The organism is Pseudomonas sp. SJZ077 (assembly GCF_007993905.1).
Lineage (GTDB): Bacteria > Pseudomonadota > Gammaproteobacteria > Pseudomonadales > Pseudomonadaceae > Aquipseudomonas > Aquipseudomonas mandelii.
The window spans coordinates 22,945-42,710 of record NZ_VIUJ01000016.1; the positions used below are offsets into that span (position 1 = coordinate 22,945).

The 19,766-nt window shown below is 61.5% G+C and carries 17 protein-coding genes; 5 read left to right on the forward strand and 12 right to left on the reverse strand.

Going from position 1 to position 19,766, the window contains the following annotated elements:
* Nucleotide 1: 1 nt before the first annotated feature.
* A complete protein-coding gene (locus tag FBY01_RS22090; protein WP_083377195.1) occupies nt 2-1,132 on the reverse strand; it encodes a carbon-nitrogen hydrolase family protein in 1,131 nt (376 codons plus the stop codon).
* 208 nt (nt 1,133-1,340) lie between these two features.
* On the opposite strand from FBY01_RS22090, the gene FBY01_RS22095 reads away from it, so the two are divergent.
* On the forward strand, nt 1,341-3,380 hold the full coding sequence (locus FBY01_RS22095; protein WP_077749744.1) for an FAD-dependent oxidoreductase: 2,040 nt from the start codon (nt 1,341-1,343) through the stop codon (nt 3,378-3,380).
* 190 nt (nt 3,381-3,570) lie between these two features.
* Nucleotides 3,571-4,497 (forward strand): 1-aminocyclopropane-1-carboxylate deaminase/D-cysteine desulfhydrase, encoded by a 927-nt coding sequence (locus tag FBY01_RS22100; RefSeq protein ID WP_010458726.1) that lies wholly within the window; start codon nt 3,571-3,573, stop codon nt 4,495-4,497.
* 29 nt (nt 4,498-4,526) lie between these two features.
* Here the strand turns inward: FBY01_RS22100 and FBY01_RS22105 are convergent, their stop codons facing one another.
* The 3 genes from FBY01_RS22105 to FBY01_RS22115 form a co-directional block, all read right to left on the reverse strand.
* The gene (locus FBY01_RS22105; protein WP_010458728.1) at nt 4,527-5,075 is read right to left on the reverse strand and encodes a cytochrome b; all 549 of its coding nucleotides are present in this window, start codon (nt 5,073-5,075) and stop codon (nt 4,527-4,529) included.
* Nucleotides 5,076-5,263: 188 nt separating this feature from the next.
* Entirely contained in the window at nt 5,264-6,091 is an 828-nt protein-coding gene (phnX, locus tag FBY01_RS22110) for a phosphonoacetaldehyde hydrolase (protein WP_145309552.1), read from the reverse strand.
* Between the two features lie 125 nt (nt 6,092-6,216).
* Nucleotides 6,217-7,326, reverse strand: a complete 1,110-nt coding sequence (locus tag FBY01_RS22115; RefSeq protein WP_145309554.1) for a 2-aminoethylphosphonate--pyruvate transaminase — start codon at nt 7,324-7,326, stop codon at nt 6,217-6,219.
* A gap of 115 nt (nt 7,327-7,441) precedes the next feature.
* Between FBY01_RS22115 and FBY01_RS22120 the strand changes: the two genes are divergently transcribed.
* A complete protein-coding gene (locus FBY01_RS22120) occupies nt 7,442-8,305 on the forward strand; it encodes a LysR substrate-binding domain-containing protein (RefSeq protein ID WP_010458735.1) in 864 nt (287 codons plus the stop codon).
* 120 nt (nt 8,306-8,425) lie between these two features.
* On the opposite strand, the gene FBY01_RS22125 is transcribed toward FBY01_RS22120, so the two are convergent.
* Complete coding sequence (locus FBY01_RS22125) at nt 8,426-9,298, reverse strand: LysR family transcriptional regulator (protein WP_145309556.1); 873 nt, start codon at nt 9,296-9,298, stop codon at nt 8,426-8,428.
* A gap of 269 nt (nt 9,299-9,567) precedes the next feature.
* Between FBY01_RS22125 and FBY01_RS22130 the strand changes: the two genes are divergently transcribed.
* A complete protein-coding gene (locus FBY01_RS22130) occupies nt 9,568-10,887 on the forward strand; it encodes an MFS transporter (protein ID WP_077749748.1) in 1,320 nt (439 codons plus the stop codon).
* 165 nt (nt 10,888-11,052) lie between these two features.
* Here FBY01_RS22130 and FBY01_RS22135 read toward each other — a convergent pair whose 3' ends face one another.
* On the reverse strand, nt 11,053-12,363 hold the full coding sequence (locus FBY01_RS22135; protein WP_145309558.1) for a type VI secretion system Vgr family protein: 1,311 nt from the start codon (nt 12,361-12,363) through the stop codon (nt 11,053-11,055).
* Nucleotides 12,364-12,595: 232 nt separating this feature from the next.
* On the opposite strand from FBY01_RS22135, the gene FBY01_RS22140 reads away from it, so the two are divergent.
* The gene (locus FBY01_RS22140; protein ID WP_010458744.1) at nt 12,596-13,303 is read left to right on the forward strand and encodes a YebC/PmpR family DNA-binding transcriptional regulator; all 708 of its coding nucleotides are present in this window, start codon (nt 12,596-12,598) and stop codon (nt 13,301-13,303) included.
* A gap of 137 nt (nt 13,304-13,440) precedes the next feature.
* Here FBY01_RS22140 and FBY01_RS22145 read toward each other — a convergent pair whose 3' ends face one another.
* The 6 genes from FBY01_RS22145 to FBY01_RS22170 form a co-directional block, all read right to left on the reverse strand.
* The gene (locus tag FBY01_RS22145) at nt 13,441-14,757 is read right to left on the reverse strand and encodes a leucine-rich repeat-containing protein kinase family protein (protein ID WP_145309560.1); all 1,317 of its coding nucleotides are present in this window, start codon (nt 14,755-14,757) and stop codon (nt 13,441-13,443) included.
* Between the two features lie 223 nt (nt 14,758-14,980).
* Nucleotides 14,981-16,027 carry an ABC transporter substrate-binding protein gene (locus FBY01_RS22150; RefSeq protein WP_010458748.1) on the reverse strand — a complete coding sequence of 349 codons (1,047 nt, stop codon included), beginning with the start codon at nt 16,025-16,027 and terminating at the stop codon, nt 14,981-14,983.
* An 18-nt stretch (nt 16,028-16,045) separates the two neighbouring features.
* On the reverse strand, nt 16,046-17,161 hold the full coding sequence (locus FBY01_RS22155) for an FAD-binding oxidoreductase (protein ID WP_145309562.1): 1,116 nt from the start codon (nt 17,159-17,161) through the stop codon (nt 16,046-16,048).
* Nucleotides 17,158-18,513, reverse strand: coding sequence for an NAD(P)/FAD-dependent oxidoreductase (locus tag FBY01_RS22160; protein ID WP_145309564.1), 1,356 nt, complete (start codon nt 18,511-18,513; stop codon nt 17,158-17,160). The genes FBY01_RS22155 and FBY01_RS22160 overlap by 4 nt, the downstream gene beginning before the upstream one ends.
* A 154-nt stretch (nt 18,514-18,667) precedes the next feature.
* Nucleotides 18,668-18,958, reverse strand: coding sequence for a (2Fe-2S)-binding protein (locus tag FBY01_RS22165; protein ID WP_010458754.1), 291 nt, complete (start codon nt 18,956-18,958; stop codon nt 18,668-18,670).
* A gap of 7 nt (nt 18,959-18,965) precedes the next feature.
* The gene (locus FBY01_RS22170; protein ID WP_077749753.1) at nt 18,966-19,760 is read right to left on the reverse strand and encodes an ABC transporter permease; all 795 of its coding nucleotides are present in this window, start codon (nt 19,758-19,760) and stop codon (nt 18,966-18,968) included.
* Between the last annotated feature and the right edge of the window lie 6 nt (nt 19,761-19,766).

Here is a 19,766-nt window from a genome sequence, read left to right on the forward strand (position 1 = left end):
GTTACAACCAGAGGTTCAGCAAACGCGCGCCACGGGCGTTGCCGTCGGCGAACTGCTGCCCGTTGTTGCTGAGAAAACTTTGACCCGCGCTGCCCTTGTCCCAGAATTGACCGCGCAGGAACACGCTCATGCCGGCAATGGCCCGGCTGCTGGGCGGCTGGCCGGTCAATGTCAGACGATGCCAGGCCTGGCCTTCACTGAGTTCACCGGCCTTGAGGCTGACCGAGCTGGGCGTCGACAGCCCCTTGTAACCCCGCCACGGTTTGTCCCAGGTGTCGCGGCCAACGACATACGCCGGAACAGCCACCAAATGGGCGCCCTGAGCGTCGAGTTTGCGGTAGTTATCCGGGTACCAGCTGTCGCTGCCGATCAGTACGCCCAAGCGTCCAGCCGGTGTGTCGACAACGTTGAGCGTATGCTCGCCATTGGCCTGGATGACGTCATGGTCAGCAAAGACCGGATGCATCTGGCGTTGCGGCTGGCCGATCGGCACACCGTCGCGACCGAACACCACGCTGCTGTTGTACAACGCACCGCGGCCGACTTTCAGTGTTCCGTCGATGATGCTCGGTTCGGGCAGCACGATAGTGCCGGCCACCAGGGTCACGTTGAAGGCCTTCGCCAGCCCCCCGAACAGTGCCTGATAATCCTTGGCCATGCTTTTGGCCTTCATTCGCAAGTGAGCGTCATCGAGACGACTGTCGCCCTTGGCGCTGATCAACGCACGGACGAACTGCACAGGATTGCTCACCGCCAGCCAGTTCATGGCTTCCTCAAGTGTGGTCGCCTGGTACAGCTCATCTTTCTCGCCGCTGACCATCAGCCAGGTGCCGATATGTTCGGGCAGCACGACGATGGTCTTTTCATTGAGCAAGCCTTGGTCCTGGGCCTGCTGCAAATAGGCGGCGAGCTTGCGGTGCAGGCGTTCGGGGCTTTGATAGTCGGTGGGAAACAGCTCGGGCTGGATACCCAGCAGATTGCCGCGATCGGCGGGTGTGCCTTGATCGACCGCGAGTTGGATGCGCAGGTCCGACAGGTAATGACCCACCGGACGGTCGGCGGCCCACATGGCGTAGGTCGTGAGGGCGGCTATCAATGCCATGGAGAAAGTCAGGTACAGAAGTTTGCGCATGGAAAACAGTCGACAGCCGTGTGCAGGGTTCGCGACTAGGGTAGGGCCCATGCCGACGCTTGCCAAGGGGCGCTGCACATTTGGATCAATAAGTTGTCAGTTTCGGTCATTGAGTGACGGGGGCGCGACTCTTAGTCTGTCCAACATGACTGACGGGGGCCGAAGAGCTCCTGCATTTTTTCCGTGATCGCTCGATGTGGAGTTACAAATGGCCGCCGCTCATTACCCGCACCTGTTGGCCCCGCTGGACCTGGGTTTCACCACGCTGCGCAACCGCACCCTGATGGGTTCGATGCACACCGGTCTTGAGGAAAAGCCTGGTGGTTTCGAACGCATGGCGGCGTACTTCGCCGAGCGTGCTCGCGGCGGTGTCGGCCTGATGGTCACCGGCGGCATTGGTCCGAACGATGAGGGCGGGGTGTATTCCGGCGCGGCCAAACTGACCACCGAGGAAGAAGCGCTCAAGCACCAGATCGTGACCCGTGCAGTGCACGAGGCGGGCGGCAAGATCTGCATGCAGATCCTCCACGCCGGTCGTTATGCCTACAGCCCGAAACAGGTCGCGCCGAGTGCCATTCAGGCGCCGATCAACCCGTTCAAGCCTAAAGAGCTGGACGAGGAAGGTATCGAGAAGCAGATCAGCGATTTCGTCACGTGCTCGACCCTGGCGCAAAAAGCCGAGTACGACGGCGTCGAGATCATGGGTTCGGAAGGTTATTTCATTAACCAGTTCCTCGCCGCCCACACCAACCACCGCACCGACCGTTGGGGGGGCAGCTACGAAAACCGTATGCGCCTGCCGGTGGAAATCGTCCGCCGTGTACGCGAAGCGGTCGGCCCGAACTTCATCATCATCTTCCGCCTGTCGATGCTCGACCTGGTGGAAGGCGGCAGCAGCTGGGAAGAGATCGTGACCCTGGCCAAAGCCATCGAGCAGGCCGGCGCGACCATCATCAACACCGGCATCGGCTGGCACGAAGCGCGGATTCCGACCATCGCCACCAAAGTGCCGCGTGCGGCGTTCAGCAAAGTCACGGCCAAGCTGCGTGGTTCGGTGAGCATTCCGTTGATCACCACCAACCGCATCAATACGCCAGAAGTGGCCGAGCAGATTCTGGCCGAAGGCGATGCCGACATGGTGTCCATGGCGCGGCCGTTCCTCGCCGACCCGGACTTCGTCAACAAGGCGGCCGCTGGCCGTGGCGACGAAATCAACACCTGCATCGGTTGCAACCAGGCATGCCTGGATCATACCTTCGGCGGCAAGTTGACCAGCTGTCTGGTGAACCCCCGTGCTTGCCATGAAACCGAGCTTAACTACCTGCCGGTGCAGCAGATCAAGAAAATCGCCGTGGTGGGTGCCGGTCCTGCTGGCCTGTCCGCGGCCACTGTGGCGGCCGAGCGTGGGCACTCGGTGACGCTGTTTGATTCGGCAAGCGAGATTGGCGGTCAGTTCAACATTGCCAAGCGTGTGCCGGGCAAGGAAGAGTTCGTCGAAACCCTGCGCTATTTCAACCGCAAACTGCAAACTACCAACGTCGAGGTGTGCCTGAACACCCGTGTCGACGTGGCGAAACTGGTTGAGGGCGGTTACGACGAAATTATCCTGGCCACCGGCATCGCCCCAAGAACCCCGGCGATTCCCGGCGTTGAAAACGCCAAGGTGCTGAGCTACCTGGACGTGATTCTCGAGCGTAAACCGGTGGGCAAGCGTGTCGCGGTAATTGGCGCAGGCGGTATCGGTTTCGACGTGTCGGAATTCCTGGTTCACCAAGGCGTTTCCACCAGTCTGGACCGCGATGCGTTCTGGAAGGAGTGGGGCATCGACACGCATCTTGAAGCGCGCGGCGGTGTTGCCGGCATCAAGGCTGAACCCCATGCGCCGGCTCGCGAGGTGTTCCTGCTGCAACGCAAGAAATCCAAGGTCGGCGACGGCCTGGGCAAAACCACTGGCTGGATTCATCGCACCGGTCTGAAGAACAAGCAGGTGCAGATGCTCAACAGCGTCGAATACTTGAAGATTGATGATGAAGGCCTGCACATCCGCATCGGCGAAACCGGTGAGCCGCAGGTGCTGCCGGTGGACAACATCGTGATCTGCGCCGGGCAGGATCCGCTGCGTGAATTGCAGGAGGGGCTGGTGGCTGCCGGGCAGAACGTGCATTTGATTGGTGGCGCGGACGTGGCGGCGGAGTTGGATGCCAAGCGCGCGATCAATCAGGGTTCGCGGTTGGCTGCTGAGTTGTAAGCAACTCAATCCCTGTGGCGAGGGAGCTTGCTCCCGTTGGAGTCCGAAGGACTCCCTCTATCAGCGATCGTGGTGTGTCAGGTTAATCACTGTCGCCAGTTTTGCGGCCGCTGCGCAGCCGAGCGGGAGCAAGCTCCCTCGCCACACATTGGCTGCTAAGATGCCGACTCTTCACCCAGAGCTGGCCTTGATGCTTCTCCCTCCCAACGACTGGCTACCCCAAGCCCCGCTCCAGCCCCTTGACCTCGACTGGCTCACCACGGCCAGCATCGAAGTCGCCATCCTGCGTCTCGACCGGATCGACCCACTGATCAGCGGCAACAAGTGGTTCAAACTCATCGAACACCTCAACGCCGCTGACCGGATCGGCGCCCAAGGCATCATCAGCCTCGGCGGTGCCCACTCCAATCATCTGCATGCACTGGCAGCTGCCGGCAAACGTTTCGATTTCAAAACGGTCGGCCTGCTGCGCGGTCATCCGCTGGAAACACCGACGGTGAAAGACTTGCAAGCGTTCGGCATGCAGTTGCACTGGTTGGGTTATGGCGGTTATCGAGCGCGGCATGAAGCGGGTTTCTGGCTGCCCTGGCAAGTGCAATATCCCGACCTGTATCCGGTGCCTGAAGGGGGCGGCGGTCTTCGGGGGGCGCGGGGTTGCAGGCAGTTGAAGGCGATGGTCCTCGATCAACTCGGCGACCTGGGCTGGAGCGATTACGACGGTTGGTGGCTGGCTTGCGGAACCGGCACGACCCTGGCCGGCCTGACGCTGGCGGAGGCGGGCGAACACCCGGTGTATGGCGCGCTCGCGGTGCCCGACGATCATGGTGTGGCACAGCAGGTTGAATCGATTGTCCGAGAGGCGGGTAGTCATGACGTGGCTTACGAACTGTTCGATGCCAGCCGTGGTGGCTTTGCCAAAGTCGATCCTCTGCTGCTCAGTTTCATCGACCAGGCGGAACAGGCTTCGGGAGTTCCCCTCGAACCGCTGTACACCGGCAAGGCGCTGCTGATGCTCAAGCAGCAAGTCGAGGCTGGAACATTTGAAAAGGGCACACGGCTGATCTTCGTCCACACGGGCGGATTGCAGGGCTGCCGGGGGGGCAGCTTGAAAACCTGAAACCCCCTCGCCACAGGGATCAGTGTTTTTCACCCGCGCTTGGGCATCATCCGCAGCAGCGTGTTATCGCGCACCACGTAGTGGTGATAAATCCCCGCCGCCGCGTGCAGGCCGATCAGCCAATAGCCGATGGTGCCGCCGAGTTCATGCCATTCCTCGATTTGCTTGGCCAGCGTCTTGTCCTCCGGGATCAGCAGCGGTAGGTCAACGCCATAGAACATCACCTGATGCCCCTTGGCGCTGGTCACCAGCCAACCGAGTACCGGCATCGCGATCATGAAAATGTACAGCGCCCAGTGCATCAGTCTGGCCAGCACGGTCTGCCAGCGGGGCGAGGCCGGGAAGATCTGTGGTGCCGGGCCCAGGCTGCGCGCGAACAACCGCAGCCAAACCAATACGAACACCGTCAAGCCGAGCATGAAGTGCGATTCGGTGATCAGCGTCCGGCCACCGCTGCCTTTGGGAAAGATCCCGCGAAATTCGATACAGGCGTAAACCAGCGCCAGCAGGACCAGCATCAACCAATGCAGCGTGATCGATACAGTGCTGTAGCGTGATTCGGAGTTCTTCCAGGGCATACGGTGTTCCTCACAGTCTGGTCAAAAAGCCCACCGTTCTTGTTCGACGGTGTTTTTTAACTGTAAACCGCTTTGGTCGATTTGCCTGTGGCTGTTTGGGCATTCAATGCTCTGGCTCAAGTGATCGCCCAAAAAAAGCGCCAGTTCCGAAACGGAGCTGGCGCTTTTTTATGAATCAGTAAACGTTATCAACTGCTTTGTGGCATCTCACCCTTGGCCAGACGCTTGTTGATGTCGGCGATCACTTGCGGCAAGTCGGTGATGGTATCGATCATGTAGTGCGGCCGCGAACCTTCGAACATCGCGTGGATGCGTTTGCGTTCACTGTCGAGTTGCTCGCTGCCCAAGGCGCGGAAACCTTTGTAATCCAGCCCCAGCGCGTTACCGGAGCAGATCAGCGCCACGGTCCACATGCCGGCGCGACGTCCTTCGAGAATACCCGGCACAGTGTCATCGATCTTCACGCAGGCCGCGACGTCGTCGATGCCCAGCGCAATCACGTTGGCCAAGGCCTGTGCCGGCCATGGACGGCCGTTAGGCACTTCGTCGGTGGCGACCACGTGATCGGCCACGTAACCGTTGGTGGCGGCCAGTTCGACCACCTTGTCCATGACCTGTTTCGGGTAGCCGGAGCAGGAGCCGATCTTGATCCCTTGCTGACGCAGGTTGGCGATGGTGTCGAGTGCACCCGGAATCAGCGCCGAGTGCTCGGCGATTTTCTCGATCTGCAGCGGCATGAAACGCTTGTAGATGGCGGTGACATCATCGTCGGTCGGGGTGCGGCCGAACACGGTGCGATAACGCTCGGCAACTTCCGGCTGATCACACAGGGTGCGAATGTGGTCCCACTTGCCCATGCCCATCGGCCCGCGGGCTTCTTCGATGGAGACCTGGACGTCGAACTCGGCGAAGGCTTCGACAAAAATCTGCGTCGGCGCGAACGAGCCGAAGTCGACCACGGTGCCGGCCCAGTCAAGGATGGCGGCCTGGAGTTTGGTTGGGTTGTTGTAGTTCATGTGTTGTGTCCCTTGTAGGAGCGAGGCTTGCCCGCGAAGAACGATAATTCGGTGTGTTCGAAGAACCGCGTCGTCTGCATTCGCGGGCAAGCCTCGCTCCTACAGGATCAGCGGTGCCTGCTCATTCAGATTTCGAGGACTTCCATCTCGCGCAGTACGTCGGCGACCGCCGCTACCGCTGCGTGCATCTCGGCCTGGTTGACGTGTCCGATGCAGCCGACGCGGAAGGTTTCGACCTGGGTCAATTTGCCGGGGTAGAGGATGAAACCCTTGGCCTTGACGCGTTCGTAGAACTCCTTGAACTGATAGCGCGGGTCTTTCGGCGCGTGGAACGTGACAATGATCGGGGCCTGGATCGCGGCGGGCAGGAAGCTGCGCAAGCCGAGTTTGGCCATGTCATCGAGCAGCACCTGGCAGTTGTTGGCATAGCGCTGATGCCGCGCCGGCAAACCACCTTCTTCGTTGTATTGCAGCAAGGCTTCGTGCAGCGCGGCGACCACATGGGTGGGCGGCGTAAAGCGCCATTGGCCGGTCTTGGCCATGTAGGTGTGCTGGTCGAACAAATCCATCGCCAGTGAGTGCGAATTGCCAGCCGCGTTGGCCAGTGCGTCTTTGCGGGCAAAGACGAAACCCATGCCCGGCACGCCTTCCAGGCATTTGCCCGAGGCGGCGATCAGCGCGTCGAACGGCACCTGTTGCGCATCGATTGGCAGCGCGCCAAAGGAGCTCATGGCGTCGATGATCAGGCGTTTGCCGTGTTGCGCAATGACGTGGGCAATCTCCGGCAGCGGATTGAGGATGCCGGTGCTGGTTTCGCAGTGAATCAGCGCAACGTGGGTAATGCTGGCATCGGCGTGCAGCAGACGGTCGACGTCGGCGGCGGTGGTCGGTTCGTCTTCGGCGGTTTCGAAGGTGCTGAAGGAGCGCCCGAGCACTTCGCAGATTTTCGCCAGGCGTTTGCCGTAGGCGCCGTTGATCAGCACCAGCACTTTGCCGTCGCGAGGCACCAGCGTGCCGATGGCCGCTTCGACCGCGAACGTACCGCTGCCTTGCAAGGGCACGCAGTGGTGGCTGTCGCCGCCGTTGATGATTGCCAGCAATTGCTCGCACAGGCTGGCGGTCAGTTGATTGAAGCGGTCATCCCATGAACCCCAGTCGACCATCATCGCCTGACGGGTGCGGGCCGACGTGGTCAGTGGGCCGGGGGTGAGCAGGATTGGCTCGGCAGTGCTCATTCTTGTGTCCTCGCAAAAGCTCTCTGTGGGATGAAGCTACGGGGCATAAATTGCAATTTCGGGTGCTATCAATCAAATTGTTTGTTGTTATGCCAGCCATCAGTGAGAGTTATTCATGAACCTGTTCCAGCTTCGAGCCTTCGACGCCGTGGCCCGCGAAGGCAGCTTCACCCGTGCGGCCGAGCGGCTGTTCATCAGCCAACCGGCGGTCACCGGGCACATCAAGGCGTTGGAGGAGCATTATCAAATCACCTTGCTGCGCCGCACCGCGCGACGCGTGGAGCTGACGGAGGAGGGCACCAAGCTGGCGGCGATCACCCGGGCGATGTTTGGCCTGGCCGAAGAAGCGCAAGTGCTGCTGGAAGCGAATCGACAGTTGCTGACCGGGCGCCTGGAAGTCGCAGCGGACGGGCCGCACATGGTGATGCCGATGCTCGCCAGTCTGCGCGCGCGATACCCCGGAATTACCGTGAATCTGCGCTTGGGCAATGCTCAGGAAACCCTGGCAGCGTTGTTGTCCGAGCATGCCGACGTGGCGGTGTTGACTGAAGTCGAGCCGCGCAAAGGCCTGCATCTGCAAGCGTTGAGCGAATCACGGATTTGCGCGCTGGTGCCTGACAGTCATCCCTGGGCCAAGGCGTCCAAGGGCGTGAAGCTCAAGGAGCTGGATCAGGTGATCATGGTGTTGCGTGAGCCGAGTTCGATTACCCGGCGGACATTCGATGAAGCTTGCGCGTCGGCATCGGTCAACCCGAGGGTGTTGCTGGAGCTGGACAGTCGCGAGGCGGTGACCGAGGCCGTGGCCGCCGAGTTGGGGGTTGGCGTGGTGTCTTCGGTTGAGGTCAGTCATGACCCGCGGGTGGCGGCAGTGCCGATTTTGGGTGAAGGGCTGGTTAACCGGCACATGATCGGGTGCATGGAACGGCGGCGGGATTTGCGTTTGATTCGGGCGTTTTTTGAATTGGCGCCTATCCGATAAAGCGAGGCGCGGCCTTCGCGGGCAAGCCTCGCTCCCACAGGGGGTTATGCTGGCCGCAGGTCTTGTATACGACGCATAACCTGTGGGAGCGAGGCTTGCCCGCGAAGAGGCCAGACCTGCCTACACCAGACTCTCGCGCACCATCTCCAGAAACGTCGCCACCACCCGCCGCGAACTCTGCTCGCGCAGGCACACCAGCGTTTCGGTCAATCGCCGTGTGCAATCGGTAATCGGCAACGCACACACCCGCGAATCCGCGCCAAACTCGGCGGCGGACACCACGCCCACCCCGATCCCCACGACCACCGCTTCACGCGCCGCTTCCCGGCCTTCAACCTGGATCGCCGGGCGGATGGAAAACCCGGCCTGGGCCATTTCCTCTTCCAGTGTCTGACGCGTCACCGAACCGATTTCCCGCAGCACCAGGGGCGTGTCGTGTAAATCCGCCAGGCAAATCGATTCGCGATTCGCCCACGGATGATTGTGTGAAACGAAGGCCACCATCGGGTCATTGCGCAGCGGCAGCGAGATCAGCCGCTCGTCACTCACATCCCGGCCGAGCAACGCCAGGTCGGCCTGATAGTTGAACAGGCGAAACAGCGACTCGTCGGTGTTGCCGGTTTCGATTTTTACGCTGATGCCGGGGTAGCGTTCACAGAAACGCGCAATCTGCGGCAGTACGTGCACCGGCGCATCCACCGCGAGAATCAGGCTGCCGGTCTGCAAGGCCCGGGAGTCATGCAAGAGCTCCTGCGCCTCGTCCTCGATGACGAACAGGCGCTGGGTAATGCTCAACAAGCGCTCGCCCAGATCCGTCAGGCGCACCGAGCGTTTGTTGCGGTGAAACAGCAACACCCCGAAGCGCTCTTCGAGCTTGCGCACTTGGTCGGAAATCGCCGGTTGCGTAAGAAAAAGCCGCTCGGCGGCTTTGGTAAAGCTTCCGTGGACGGCCACGGCGTGGAAGGCTTTGAGTTGGGCGTGGGAAACCGACATCGAAACCTCCAGTAACAAGCCGAGCCTATATTGGAAATACGATAAATCGATTTCACTTATTAATCAGTAATTGTTTTTATCGAACTGAGCCCCGGTGACTGGTCAGTCGAACAGCGTCGGTGGCCATGAGCCTGCGCGTGCAGTTACAGGCCTCATCTGACCGGTATCGCCTCAGGGAAGCAGCGGTATCGAAGTGCTCAACAATAAAAAAACAGGCGTTATTTCTCAATTTCTGCCGGCACACTCACACCCTGAGGTCAGAAATCACAATGAACAACTCCATCGGCACCATCAAGCGGTGGCGCGTGCAGATCTTCGCGATCACCTGGCTCGCCTACGCCGCTTTCTACTTCACCCGCAAAGCCTTTTCCGTGGCCAAACTGGGGATCGCCGAAGACCCCACCTTCATGCTCGACAAAATGGCCATGGCCAACCTCGACGCCCTCTACCTGACCGCCTACGCCTTCGGTCAATTCACCTGGGGCATCCTCGCCGACCGCTTTGGCCCTCGGGTCGTGGTGCTTGGCGGATTGCTCATTTCTGCAGCGGCCGCCCTGGTGATGGGCAGTTTCGCGACGTTACCGATCTTTGCCACCTGCATGCTGATTCAAGGCCTGGCGCAGTCCACCGGATGGTCGGGACTGTGCAAGAACATGGGCAGTTTTTTCCCTGCCCGGCAGCGCGGAAGGGTGCTGGGGCTGTGGAGTTCCTGCTACGCCTTTGGCGGTCTGGTGGCCTCGCCGTTTGCCGGCTGGTGGGCGTATACGCTCATCGGCAGCTGGCACGCGGCGTTCATTTCCAGTGCGGCAGTGGTTGGACTGGTCGCCGTGCTGTTTTTTATTTTCCAACGCAATAAACCGCAAGACGTCGGCTTGCCCGCAGTGGAGCCGGAACTGACAACGAAAGAGGCCTGCGCGCAAAGCAAGACCAGCGTGCTTGAACCGTTAAAGGAAATCCTGCGCAACCGCACGGTGCTGGTATTGGGCCTGGCGTATTTCCTGTTGAAACCGGCGCGCTACGCGATTCTGCTCTGGGGGCCGGTGATCGTCTTCGAGCAGATGCCCTCGGTGGGCAAAGTGGGCGCGGCAATCATTCCTACCGCGTTTGAACTGGCCGGGCTGCTGGGGCCGATCCTGCTCGGGCTGGCCTCGGACAAACTGTTCGGCGCCCGGCGCATGCCGGCCTGCGTGATCAGTCTGTTGGCATTGACCGTTTCCCTGGCGCTCTTCATGGGCGCTCTGCACACCGGCAGCGTGCTGTGGGTGGTGGCGCTGCTGTTTGTCATGGGCCTGACCTTGTACGGGCCGGATTCGATGATCAGCGGGGCGGCAGCGATTGATTTCGGCACCGCCAAGGCGGGCGCCACGGCCGCCGGGTTCGTCAACGGTTGCGGCTCGGTCGGGGCGATTCTCGGCGGATTGCTGCCGGGTTATTTCGACTCGGTCACCGTGTTCATCGTCTTCGCCGGCTGCGCATTGTTCTCCGCCCTGGTGCTGATCCCCCACTGGAACAGCCGTCCGGCTGGCCTGCGCGTCGAAAGCGCTTCCGTGCCTAACCAGGCGATGACCGTAAAACCCCTGCGTACCTGAGGAAAAAACCGATGAGACCTTTCTGGCTGGAACAGGTGCTGGAGGCCTGGTCCTGCGTGCCGTAAAAACATACAGGAACCTGCAGGAGCGAAGCTTGTTCGCGAAAGCGCTGTGGATGTGCGCCTGACCAGGTTCGCGGCGGCTGGCAAGGCTGACAAGGGCTGATCAGTCCCGACGGTTGACCAGCCAATCGAGCAACAGAAGGCCATCGCTGCGTGGCTGGCGAGTGGGTCGAGGCGCTGGCGGGTTGCTCGCCGCCGCACACAACACAGGACGATCCGGGTCGCTGTCGAGAAAACTGATGAGCACGTCGGTGCCGGCGAGCGGCAGCCTGGACGGATCGATCCGACCGTCCGGCGCGGCGAGGGCCACGGGTAGCCAGAGACCGGTTGATTCCTTGTCGTCGGCTTGCGCGGTGGGCCACAACCGGACCTCAATCCGCCCTTGAGCATCCAGCACCGCGGGTTGCCCGACAGCGCCCAGCACTCGCGCCTTCTGATAGCCCGGAATGCTCGGTCTGGCCTGTGTGAGCGCTGGCCGGAACACCGTGGACCACGGAATCGCGCTGAACTGATTGCTGTAACGCCGGAGCTTGTCGGCGGTGTCCTCGGCGAGAATCGACGGCTGTCGGCCCTGATGCCGGATCTCGGTCAGCAGCCATTGGTCGTTGAAGTTCGCGATGGGATGTTCCGACACTTGCACGATGCATCCGCCGCGCAAATCACTGTGATTGCTTTGCCCCTGAATCTGCCGATGCCGGCAGCGCAGCCGTTCCAGTGATCGACGGCTCGATTGCTCGCGCTGGAGCTGTTGCGGTGCAGGCGAGGCATGGCGCTGGAACAACTCAGTGATCACCGGCACGCTGGCGGGGTCGGCCGTCTCGCCGTGAAAGGGCATCAGCAGCGGTTCCTGGGGGAAGCTCAGGCTGTCATCCGCCAACACCAGCACATGGCCGTCGTGCTGATGTTCGAAGTGATAGTGGATGCCTTCTTCTTCGCAGAGCCGTTGCAGGAACGCCAGGTCGGTCTCATCAAACTGAATGCAGAACGGTCGCACCGCATAGCGTCCGTTGGGCAGTTCAAAACGGAAGCTGTCTTCGGTGATCGCGTTTTCGCTGAGCAACTGGCGCAGGATGGCGGGCGCGTCGAGTTGATGAAAAACCCGCCGGCAAGGGTGTCGGTCCAGTTGCTGCAGCCAGGGCACCAGCACCAGATGGTAGCCGATTCGGTGCGGGCCACGGTGCTCGCGACTGGCGCTGTGCAAGATGCCGTGAATGCCGCTGTCACCCCTCAGGCTCAGGAACGCCGGTTGCTGCAGCAACTGCTCGAGGTTCATGGCGGGTGCCAGGCCGATTACTTCGATCTCGAAACGATAGGGCTGGTTGAGACTTTCTCGGCCACTGAACTGCAACACCTGCAGAGTCAATCCACTGTCCAGGAGGGTCAGGGTGTAGGGACTTTCCTTGTCGTTGTGCATCGAACGCGCTTCTGCCATGGAATATGGGCGCAGAGGGTACGAAACCACGGACCTTTATGGTCACCGCAAGTGAACATTTCAGAATCGCCCTACAACCGCCGGTGAAGAAGTCGATTGGTCATGCCGGTGAGCCGGGGTGGATTTTTTGGTCGATTGCCAACTTTAGGCCGTATAAACTTGCGCAAAGCGTCGGCCAATAGATGTCTCGGCGCCACAGATAAGAGAGTGAGTAATGGGCGCACAGTGGAAGGTTAAACACAAAGAAGCGGCATCTAACGCCAAGGGCAAGATCTTCGGCAAACTGGTGAAAGAAATCACTATTGCTGCCCGCAACGGTGCCGATACCGCCACCAACGCACACCTGCGTCTGGTGGTCGAGCAGGCGAAAAAAGCCTCGATGCCCAAGGAAACCCTGGATCGTGCGATCAAGAAAGGCGCGGGTCTGTTGGGCGAAACCGTGCAATACCATCGCGTGACGTATGAAGGTTTCGCTCCGCATCAGGTGCCGCTGATCGTTGAATGCGTCACCGACAACATCAACCGCACCGTCGCGGAAATCCGCGTGGCTTTCCGCAAGGGCCAGTTGGGCGCTTCCGGTTCGGTATCGTGGGACTTCAACCATGTGGGCATGATCGAAGCGTCTCCGGACAGCCCTGACGCCGATCCGGAAATGGCTGCGATTGAAGCGGGAGCCCAGGATTTCGAGCCAGGAGACGAAGAGGGCACGACCCTGTTCCTGACCGACCCTGCGGACCTGGACGCCGTTCAGAAAGCGCTGCCTGAGCAAGGTTTTACCGTGTTGTCGGCCAAGTTGGGGTATCAGCCAAAAAACCCGGTAAGCGGTTTGAGCGATGAGCAGATGGCTGAAGTCGAGGCGTTCCTGGAAGGCCTCGATAACCATGATGATGTGCAGGATATGTTTGTGGGTTTGGCGGGTTAAGCCGAACCGGTTGTAATTCTATTTGTGGCGAGGGAGCTTGCTCCCGCTCGGGTGCGCAGCAGCCGTCGTTTTTGGGACGGCTGCGCCGTCCAGCGGGAGCAAGCTCCCTCGCCACAGGTTTTGTACTTGCCTTTAGCTCAGTTGAACGCGGCTAACGCCTGTCCTATCTCACTGAACCCCGGCCGCGCCAGCACCTGCGGCTGGCAGCAGCGCTGCTGCAACGCCTCCAGCTGCAAACGCCTTTCATCACTCAACCCCGAGTCGATCCGCTCCAGCAATTCCCCCAGCAACACCCCGAATGCCCGCACTTCGATCCGTTGCAGCGCACGGCTTTCAAGGCTGTCGCACGTCGCATGGAAAGACGCCGCGCCAAAGTCCCCCAACAGGCAATTACCGTGCTCGTTGCACAAAATATTGTGGCCATAGAGATCGCCATGGGTGATGCCCTGGTGATGCAGATGCTCGGCCACCGAGGCGATTGCGCGGGCCATGCGCAGTGCGACGTGCGCACTGAAACGGGTGTCATCGGCATAGACGTCACGGGTACAGGACGCCAGGCTCGGCAGCCCGGCCAGGTTGCGATAACTCGGATCAATCAGTTGCATCAACAGCCCGGCCTGCTCTTCGGGATGCCCGACGATTCGGCCTTCGACCCGGATCAGATTGGGGTGAAGACCGGCGGTAATGCAGGCGTTCATTTCGTGCAGCGGTGAACCGTCGCTGGTCATTTCGCCTTTGTAGAGTTTGACCGCAACCTGGGTGGCCGGTTGACCCGGTTGCTCCCACGTCGCCCGATGAATCACTCCCGAAGCACCTTCGCCCAGCTGTTGCTCCAGGCGCAGCTCGGACCACGCAATACTCGCCGTGGCATCGAGGGCTGCGGCATCGGCTTCGGTTTCCAGCGGGTTACCGGCATAGGCCAGCCAGGTCAGGCTTGGCAGGGTCAGCAGCCACTCGGGCAGCTCAGTCAGTTGGTTGGCGGCGATGCGGATCAGTTCGAGTCGATGGCATTGGCTCAGGCTTTCGGGCAGGCGCTGCAAGCGATTGCCGGCGAGCATGAGTTTTTGCAGGTGTGGGCGCTGACCCAACTCGGTGGGCAATTCATTGAGGCGGTTATCGGTCAGGATCAGCCAACGCAGCAATGGCGGCAGCGCAGCGGCGGGCACCGTCTCGATGGCATTGGCCTTGAAGCCGATCATCGTCAATGCGGTGCATTGGCCGAGGCACGCGGGCAGTTCGGTGAACAGGTTGTCCGAGCAAAACAGCACGCGCAAGCGGGTCAGGCGGTGCAGATCATCTGGCAGCCGGCTCAAGGCGTTGCCGCTGAGGTTGAGCACTTCGAGCGAGTCCGCCAGGTCGAAGATTTCTCGCGGAAATTCAGTCAGGCCGCAGGCCAGGTCCAGGCGGGTGATACCTGTCAGTTGACCGGCGCGCAGTTGGGCAAGGGTATCCATGGGCGGGTTCGCTATTGATCGAGGGGAGGGCGCGGGGGCTTGGAAATGGGCGACATGATAGCGGCAAAGTGTGCAGCCGGTGCTGCGACACACAATTTACGTCGGCCCGACTTCCACCAACCGTGTGCAACAAACCTTCCGACGGATAATGGGCGCTCGCCCTCAGCACAATGCCCCGTTGGGCTGCTTCGCAGTCCAACGGGGTGATGCGGCGTGTCAGTCACTACCGCTCGATACTGCGATTCCACCGTGCATTCCACGCCGGGCGCTGCTCATTGACCTGGTCCCAGTCAACGGCAATCGCGGTGGTCAGGTACTGCTTCATCGCCTCGACCTGACCCCGGGTTTTATCGGTGGTCGGCGTATTCGGGTTGGACGGGATCTGGTCGCCATCCTCCAGCGCCGTGGCCTGGGCTTGCGGCGTCAGCAAAAACGCAGCGAGTTTCTGTGCCAGTTCCGGCTGCGTGTTGTTGGCGATGGCGCACTCGGCCACGTTGAGCACCACGGCGCCTTCCTTGGGCTGCGCGTATTCCACCGGCATGCCTTTGAGTTTCAGCGCGGTGACTTGGGTCGGGGTCAGCGGGAACAGCGCGGCTTCGTCGGTCTGGAGCATTTCGGAAATCTTCGCCGAGCTCGGAATGTATTCCAGCACGTTGCGGCCGACGGTGTTCGGCCAGGCCTTGAAGCCCGGCTCGACGTCGGTTTCGCTGCCGCCCTGAATCCGGTTGAACATCAGGAAGCCATGCAGGCCGAAGGTCGAGGAGGCCATCGACTGGAACACCAGCTTGTCCTTGAAGCGCGGGTCGGCCATGTCCATCCACGAGGTCGGCGCCGCCCAGCCTTTTTCCTTGAACAGACGCGTGTTGTACGCCAGCCCGGTCACGCCGAGGCTGACCGCCACCGCTTGATCCTTGATGCGACCCTTGGCCGGAATCTGCGCCAGCGGTGCGCTGTCTTCGAGTTTGTCGCACAAGCCCATGGCGATGGCGCGGTACATGATGCCGTCGTCGAGGAACATCACGTGCATCTGCGGGTTGCCTTTGCTGGCCTGGACCTTGGCCAGGATATCGGCGGAAGTCCCCGGTACGATCACCACTTTGACGTTGTTGGCTTTCTCGAACGCCGGCAGCACCTTGTCGGCGTAGAGCCGCTCCATGGTCCCGCCGTTCATGCCGAGATAAAGCGTGGGTTCAGCCTGTGCCTGGGTGACCGTGAGCAGGGCAGTCAGACAGGAGAAACCGAGCAGTGCAGTGCGTTTGACGTTATTCATTGGCGCGACCTTCCTCTATCAAGCAACGGAGATGGAGTGAAACCGGGTGATGGAAAACGCATCCAGTGGCGTCTTGGAGGCGCCACTGCAGATGATCTCGGTGAGCGCCTGGCCCACCGCAGGACCGATCTGGAAACCCGCACCGGCAAAGCCGAAGGCGTGCAACAGACCGGGTTGAGTGCTGCTATGACCGATCACCGGTTGGCGATCAGGCAAGTAGCCTTCGGTACCGCTCCAGGTGCGAATCGCCTGGGCGCCTTGAAGAAACGGGTAGAGTTCGACGGCCTGGCGCAGGATCTCGATCACGGCGTGTTGGCCGGGGCGTGCGCGCGCGTCATCGAGGGCAAAACCCTGGCCGCCACCGAGCACGCAATTGCCACGTGCCACCTGACGCGCATAGATGCCGCCACCCTCGACGCCGGTGCTGGCATTCATCACCCATGGCAACGGCTCGGTGACCAGCATCGCCGGGTGGCCGGCGTGCATCGGCACCGCTTCGCCGAATTGTTCAGCCAGGCGTCCGGCCCAGGCCCCGGCGCAGTTCAGCAACCAGGGCGCGTGCAATTCGAGGCCGGTTTGCGTGCGGACGCGAAAGCGCTGACCGTCGTGTTCTACCGCTGTGACGGCGCATTGTTCATGGACTTGCGCGCCGTGCCGACGGGCCGTTTGAGCAAAGGCGGGGGACACCAGGCGCGGGTTGGCGTGGCCGTCGTCCGGGCAAAACGATGCGCCGGCCGCGACGTCGCCGACCCACGGAAACCGCGCGCGCAATTGATGGCGGTCGAGTAGCTGCAAATCGAGGCCGAAGCCCTGGCTGCTGACGGCATAGTGCTGCAAGGCGTGCAGGTCGTTGAGGCTGCGGGCCAGTTTCAAGTGACCGCTGCGTTGATATTCGCCGTCGATGCCGATCAGTTGCGGCAACTGTCCCCAGAGCTCGTGAGCCCGTTGCGACAGCGGCAATTGCGACAGTGGGCGCCCCTGACGCCGAACACCGCCGTAGTTCACGCCGCTGGAATGCGAGCCGCAAAAGTCACGCTCCAGCAGTGCAACACGCCGGCTGGCCTTGCTCAGGAACAGCGCGGCCGAGGCCCCGACAATGCCGCCGCCAATGATCACTGCATCGACTTCGATCATGCCTCGACCTCCAGGCCAAACGGCAGTGGTTTGATCGGCGCCTGCGCCCGCAAGCGACCGATGTCCGAGACCGGGCGCCGGCTTTCGCAGGCAATGATTTCCGCCGCTGCGGCGCCGCACATGCGCCCCTGACAACGGCCCATGCCAATGCGGCAATGCGCCTTGACCCGATTGATTTCCCAGTGACCTTCGCGCACCACCTGGCGGATGTCGCCGGCCAGCACTTCTTCGCAACGGCAGACGATCACCTCATCGGCGGTTTCGCTGGCCCAGTGCTCGGGGAAGGCGAAGGCGCGCTCCAGTCCGTTGCGGAATTCGCCGATGCGCTGCAGGGCGCGTTCAAGGTGGTCGGGATGTTTTGGCGGAATCAGGTAACCGATGTCTTCGAGCAACGCCAGCGCCGCCCGTTCGCCCGCCATTTCAGCGGCGTCGGCGCCCATGATGCCGGCGCCATCACCGGCCAGATAAACCTCGGCGACACTGCTGCGACCGGCGGGGTCACGTTGCGGTAGCCAGGCGCGGTTGAGTGGGTTCCAGGCGAATTCACAGCCGAGCAAATCGGCGAGCTGGGTTTCACTGCGCAGGCCGTGGGCGAAAGCAACGGCGTCGCAATCGAGCAGATGTTCGCCTTTGGCGTTGGACCAATCCACTGATTGCACGCGCTGTTCGCCTTTGATGCGTTTGAGGGTTGCGCCCTGATGCACCGGGATGCCGTGGGCGGTCAGCCAGCTGCGGTAATAAATGCCTTTGGCGAGTGTGGCCGGTTGCGACAGCAGGCCGGGCAGGGCGCGGGCCTGAGCGCTGAAGGGTGAGCTGTCGAGCACCGCGAGCACTTTCGCACCGGCCTTGGCGTATTGATACGCCACCAGGTACAGCAACGGGCCGCTGCCAGCGAACACCACCCGCTCACCGATGGCGCAGCCCTGAAACTTGAGCGCGATCTGCGCTGCGCCAAGGCTGTAGACACCCGGCAGCGTCCAGCCTGACACCGGCAGAATCCGGTCGGTGGCCCCCGTGGCGACGATCACTCGGGAGAATTCCAGTCGTGAGGCTCGGCCCTCATGCACCGTGTCCAGCGCACCGTCTTCGGCGTTCCACACCAGCGTCTCGGGGCGGTAGTCGAGTTGCCCGCGTAGCGTGTCGATCGTTTGATGCAAGGCACTGGCCTTGCGCGCTTCAAAGCCGTACAGCTTGACCGCCGAGCGCTTGAAATTCTCCGGCTGGCGTCGATAAATCTGCCCGCCACCGCGCGCCGCTTCGTCCAGCAGCACCGGACGAACACCATGCGCCACCAACGTCTGCGCCGCACGAATCCCGGCCGGGCCTGCGCCAATGATGACCACAGCCTTCATACCCACCTCATCCATGAGCACTGCAAATCCCCTGTGGGAGCGAGCCTGCTCGCGATGGTGGCGGCACATTCAACAGATGTGTTGGCAGACAAACCGCTTTCGCGAGCAGGCTCGCTCCCAAAGGGGATTCCGGTTCTGCGGGTAGTCAATGTATTCATAGGGTGCGTCCCGGTTCGCGGCTTATTTGTTGGCCAGCTTCGAGCAGCGTCGAGCAGGCCCGCACGCGGCGGCCGTCGCCCAGGCGGACCCAGCAGTCCTGACAGGCGCCCATCAGGCAGAAACCGGCGCGGGGTTCGGCGCTGAAGTCGCTGCCGCGCAGGTGTTCGCTGCAAGTCAGCACTGCGGTCAGCAAGGTATCGCCGAGCAGGCCGCTGGCCGGTTCGCCGTCCAGGGTAAATTCCACAGCCGGGCGATCGCCTTCGGCCAGTCGTTTCAGCAGAGCCATGGCGCCCTCATTGTTTACCCACCAGAACCCGATCCAGGCCGTACACCCGATCGAGCAGAATCATGGTCAGCGCGGTCAGGCCGATCACCAATGCCGACACCGCCGCCATCATCGGGTCGATGGACTCGGTGGCGTAGACATACATGCGCACCGGCAGGGTTTGCGTGGCCGGCGAGGTGACGAAGATCGACAGCGTGACCTCGTCAAAACTGTTGATGAACGCCAGCAGCCAGCCCCCGGCAACCCCCGGCAGAATCATCGGCAAGGTAATTTCCCGGAACAGCGTGAAGCGTCCGGCACCCAGCGACTGCGCGGCGTGTTCGGCGCTACGGTCCAGGCCAATGGCCGACGCCAACACCAGGCGCAGCACATACGGCGTGATCACCAGCACATGAGCGAAGATCAGCCAGGCAAAACTGCCGTTGACGCCCATCAGCGCAAACAGACGCAACAACGCCACGCCCAATACCAGGTGCGGAATGATGATCGGTGACAGAAACAGGCCGTTGAGAAAGTCCCGTCCGGGGAACTCGAAACGCGTGATCGCCAGCGCCGCCGGCACCGCAATCAGCGTGGCAATACTGGCCGCGCAGAACGCCAGGATCAGGCTGTTGTAGAACGCATCGACAAAGTCGGCACGCTCGAACACCGCACGAAACCATCGCAACGAAAACTCGGTGGTCGGCAGGCTCAGGGTGTTTTCCGGGGTGAAGGCCACGAGGCACACCACCACCAGCGGCGCGAGCATGAACAGCACCACCAGGGCATGGAACAGCAGGGCGAAAGGACCGTTCTTGGACATGACGAG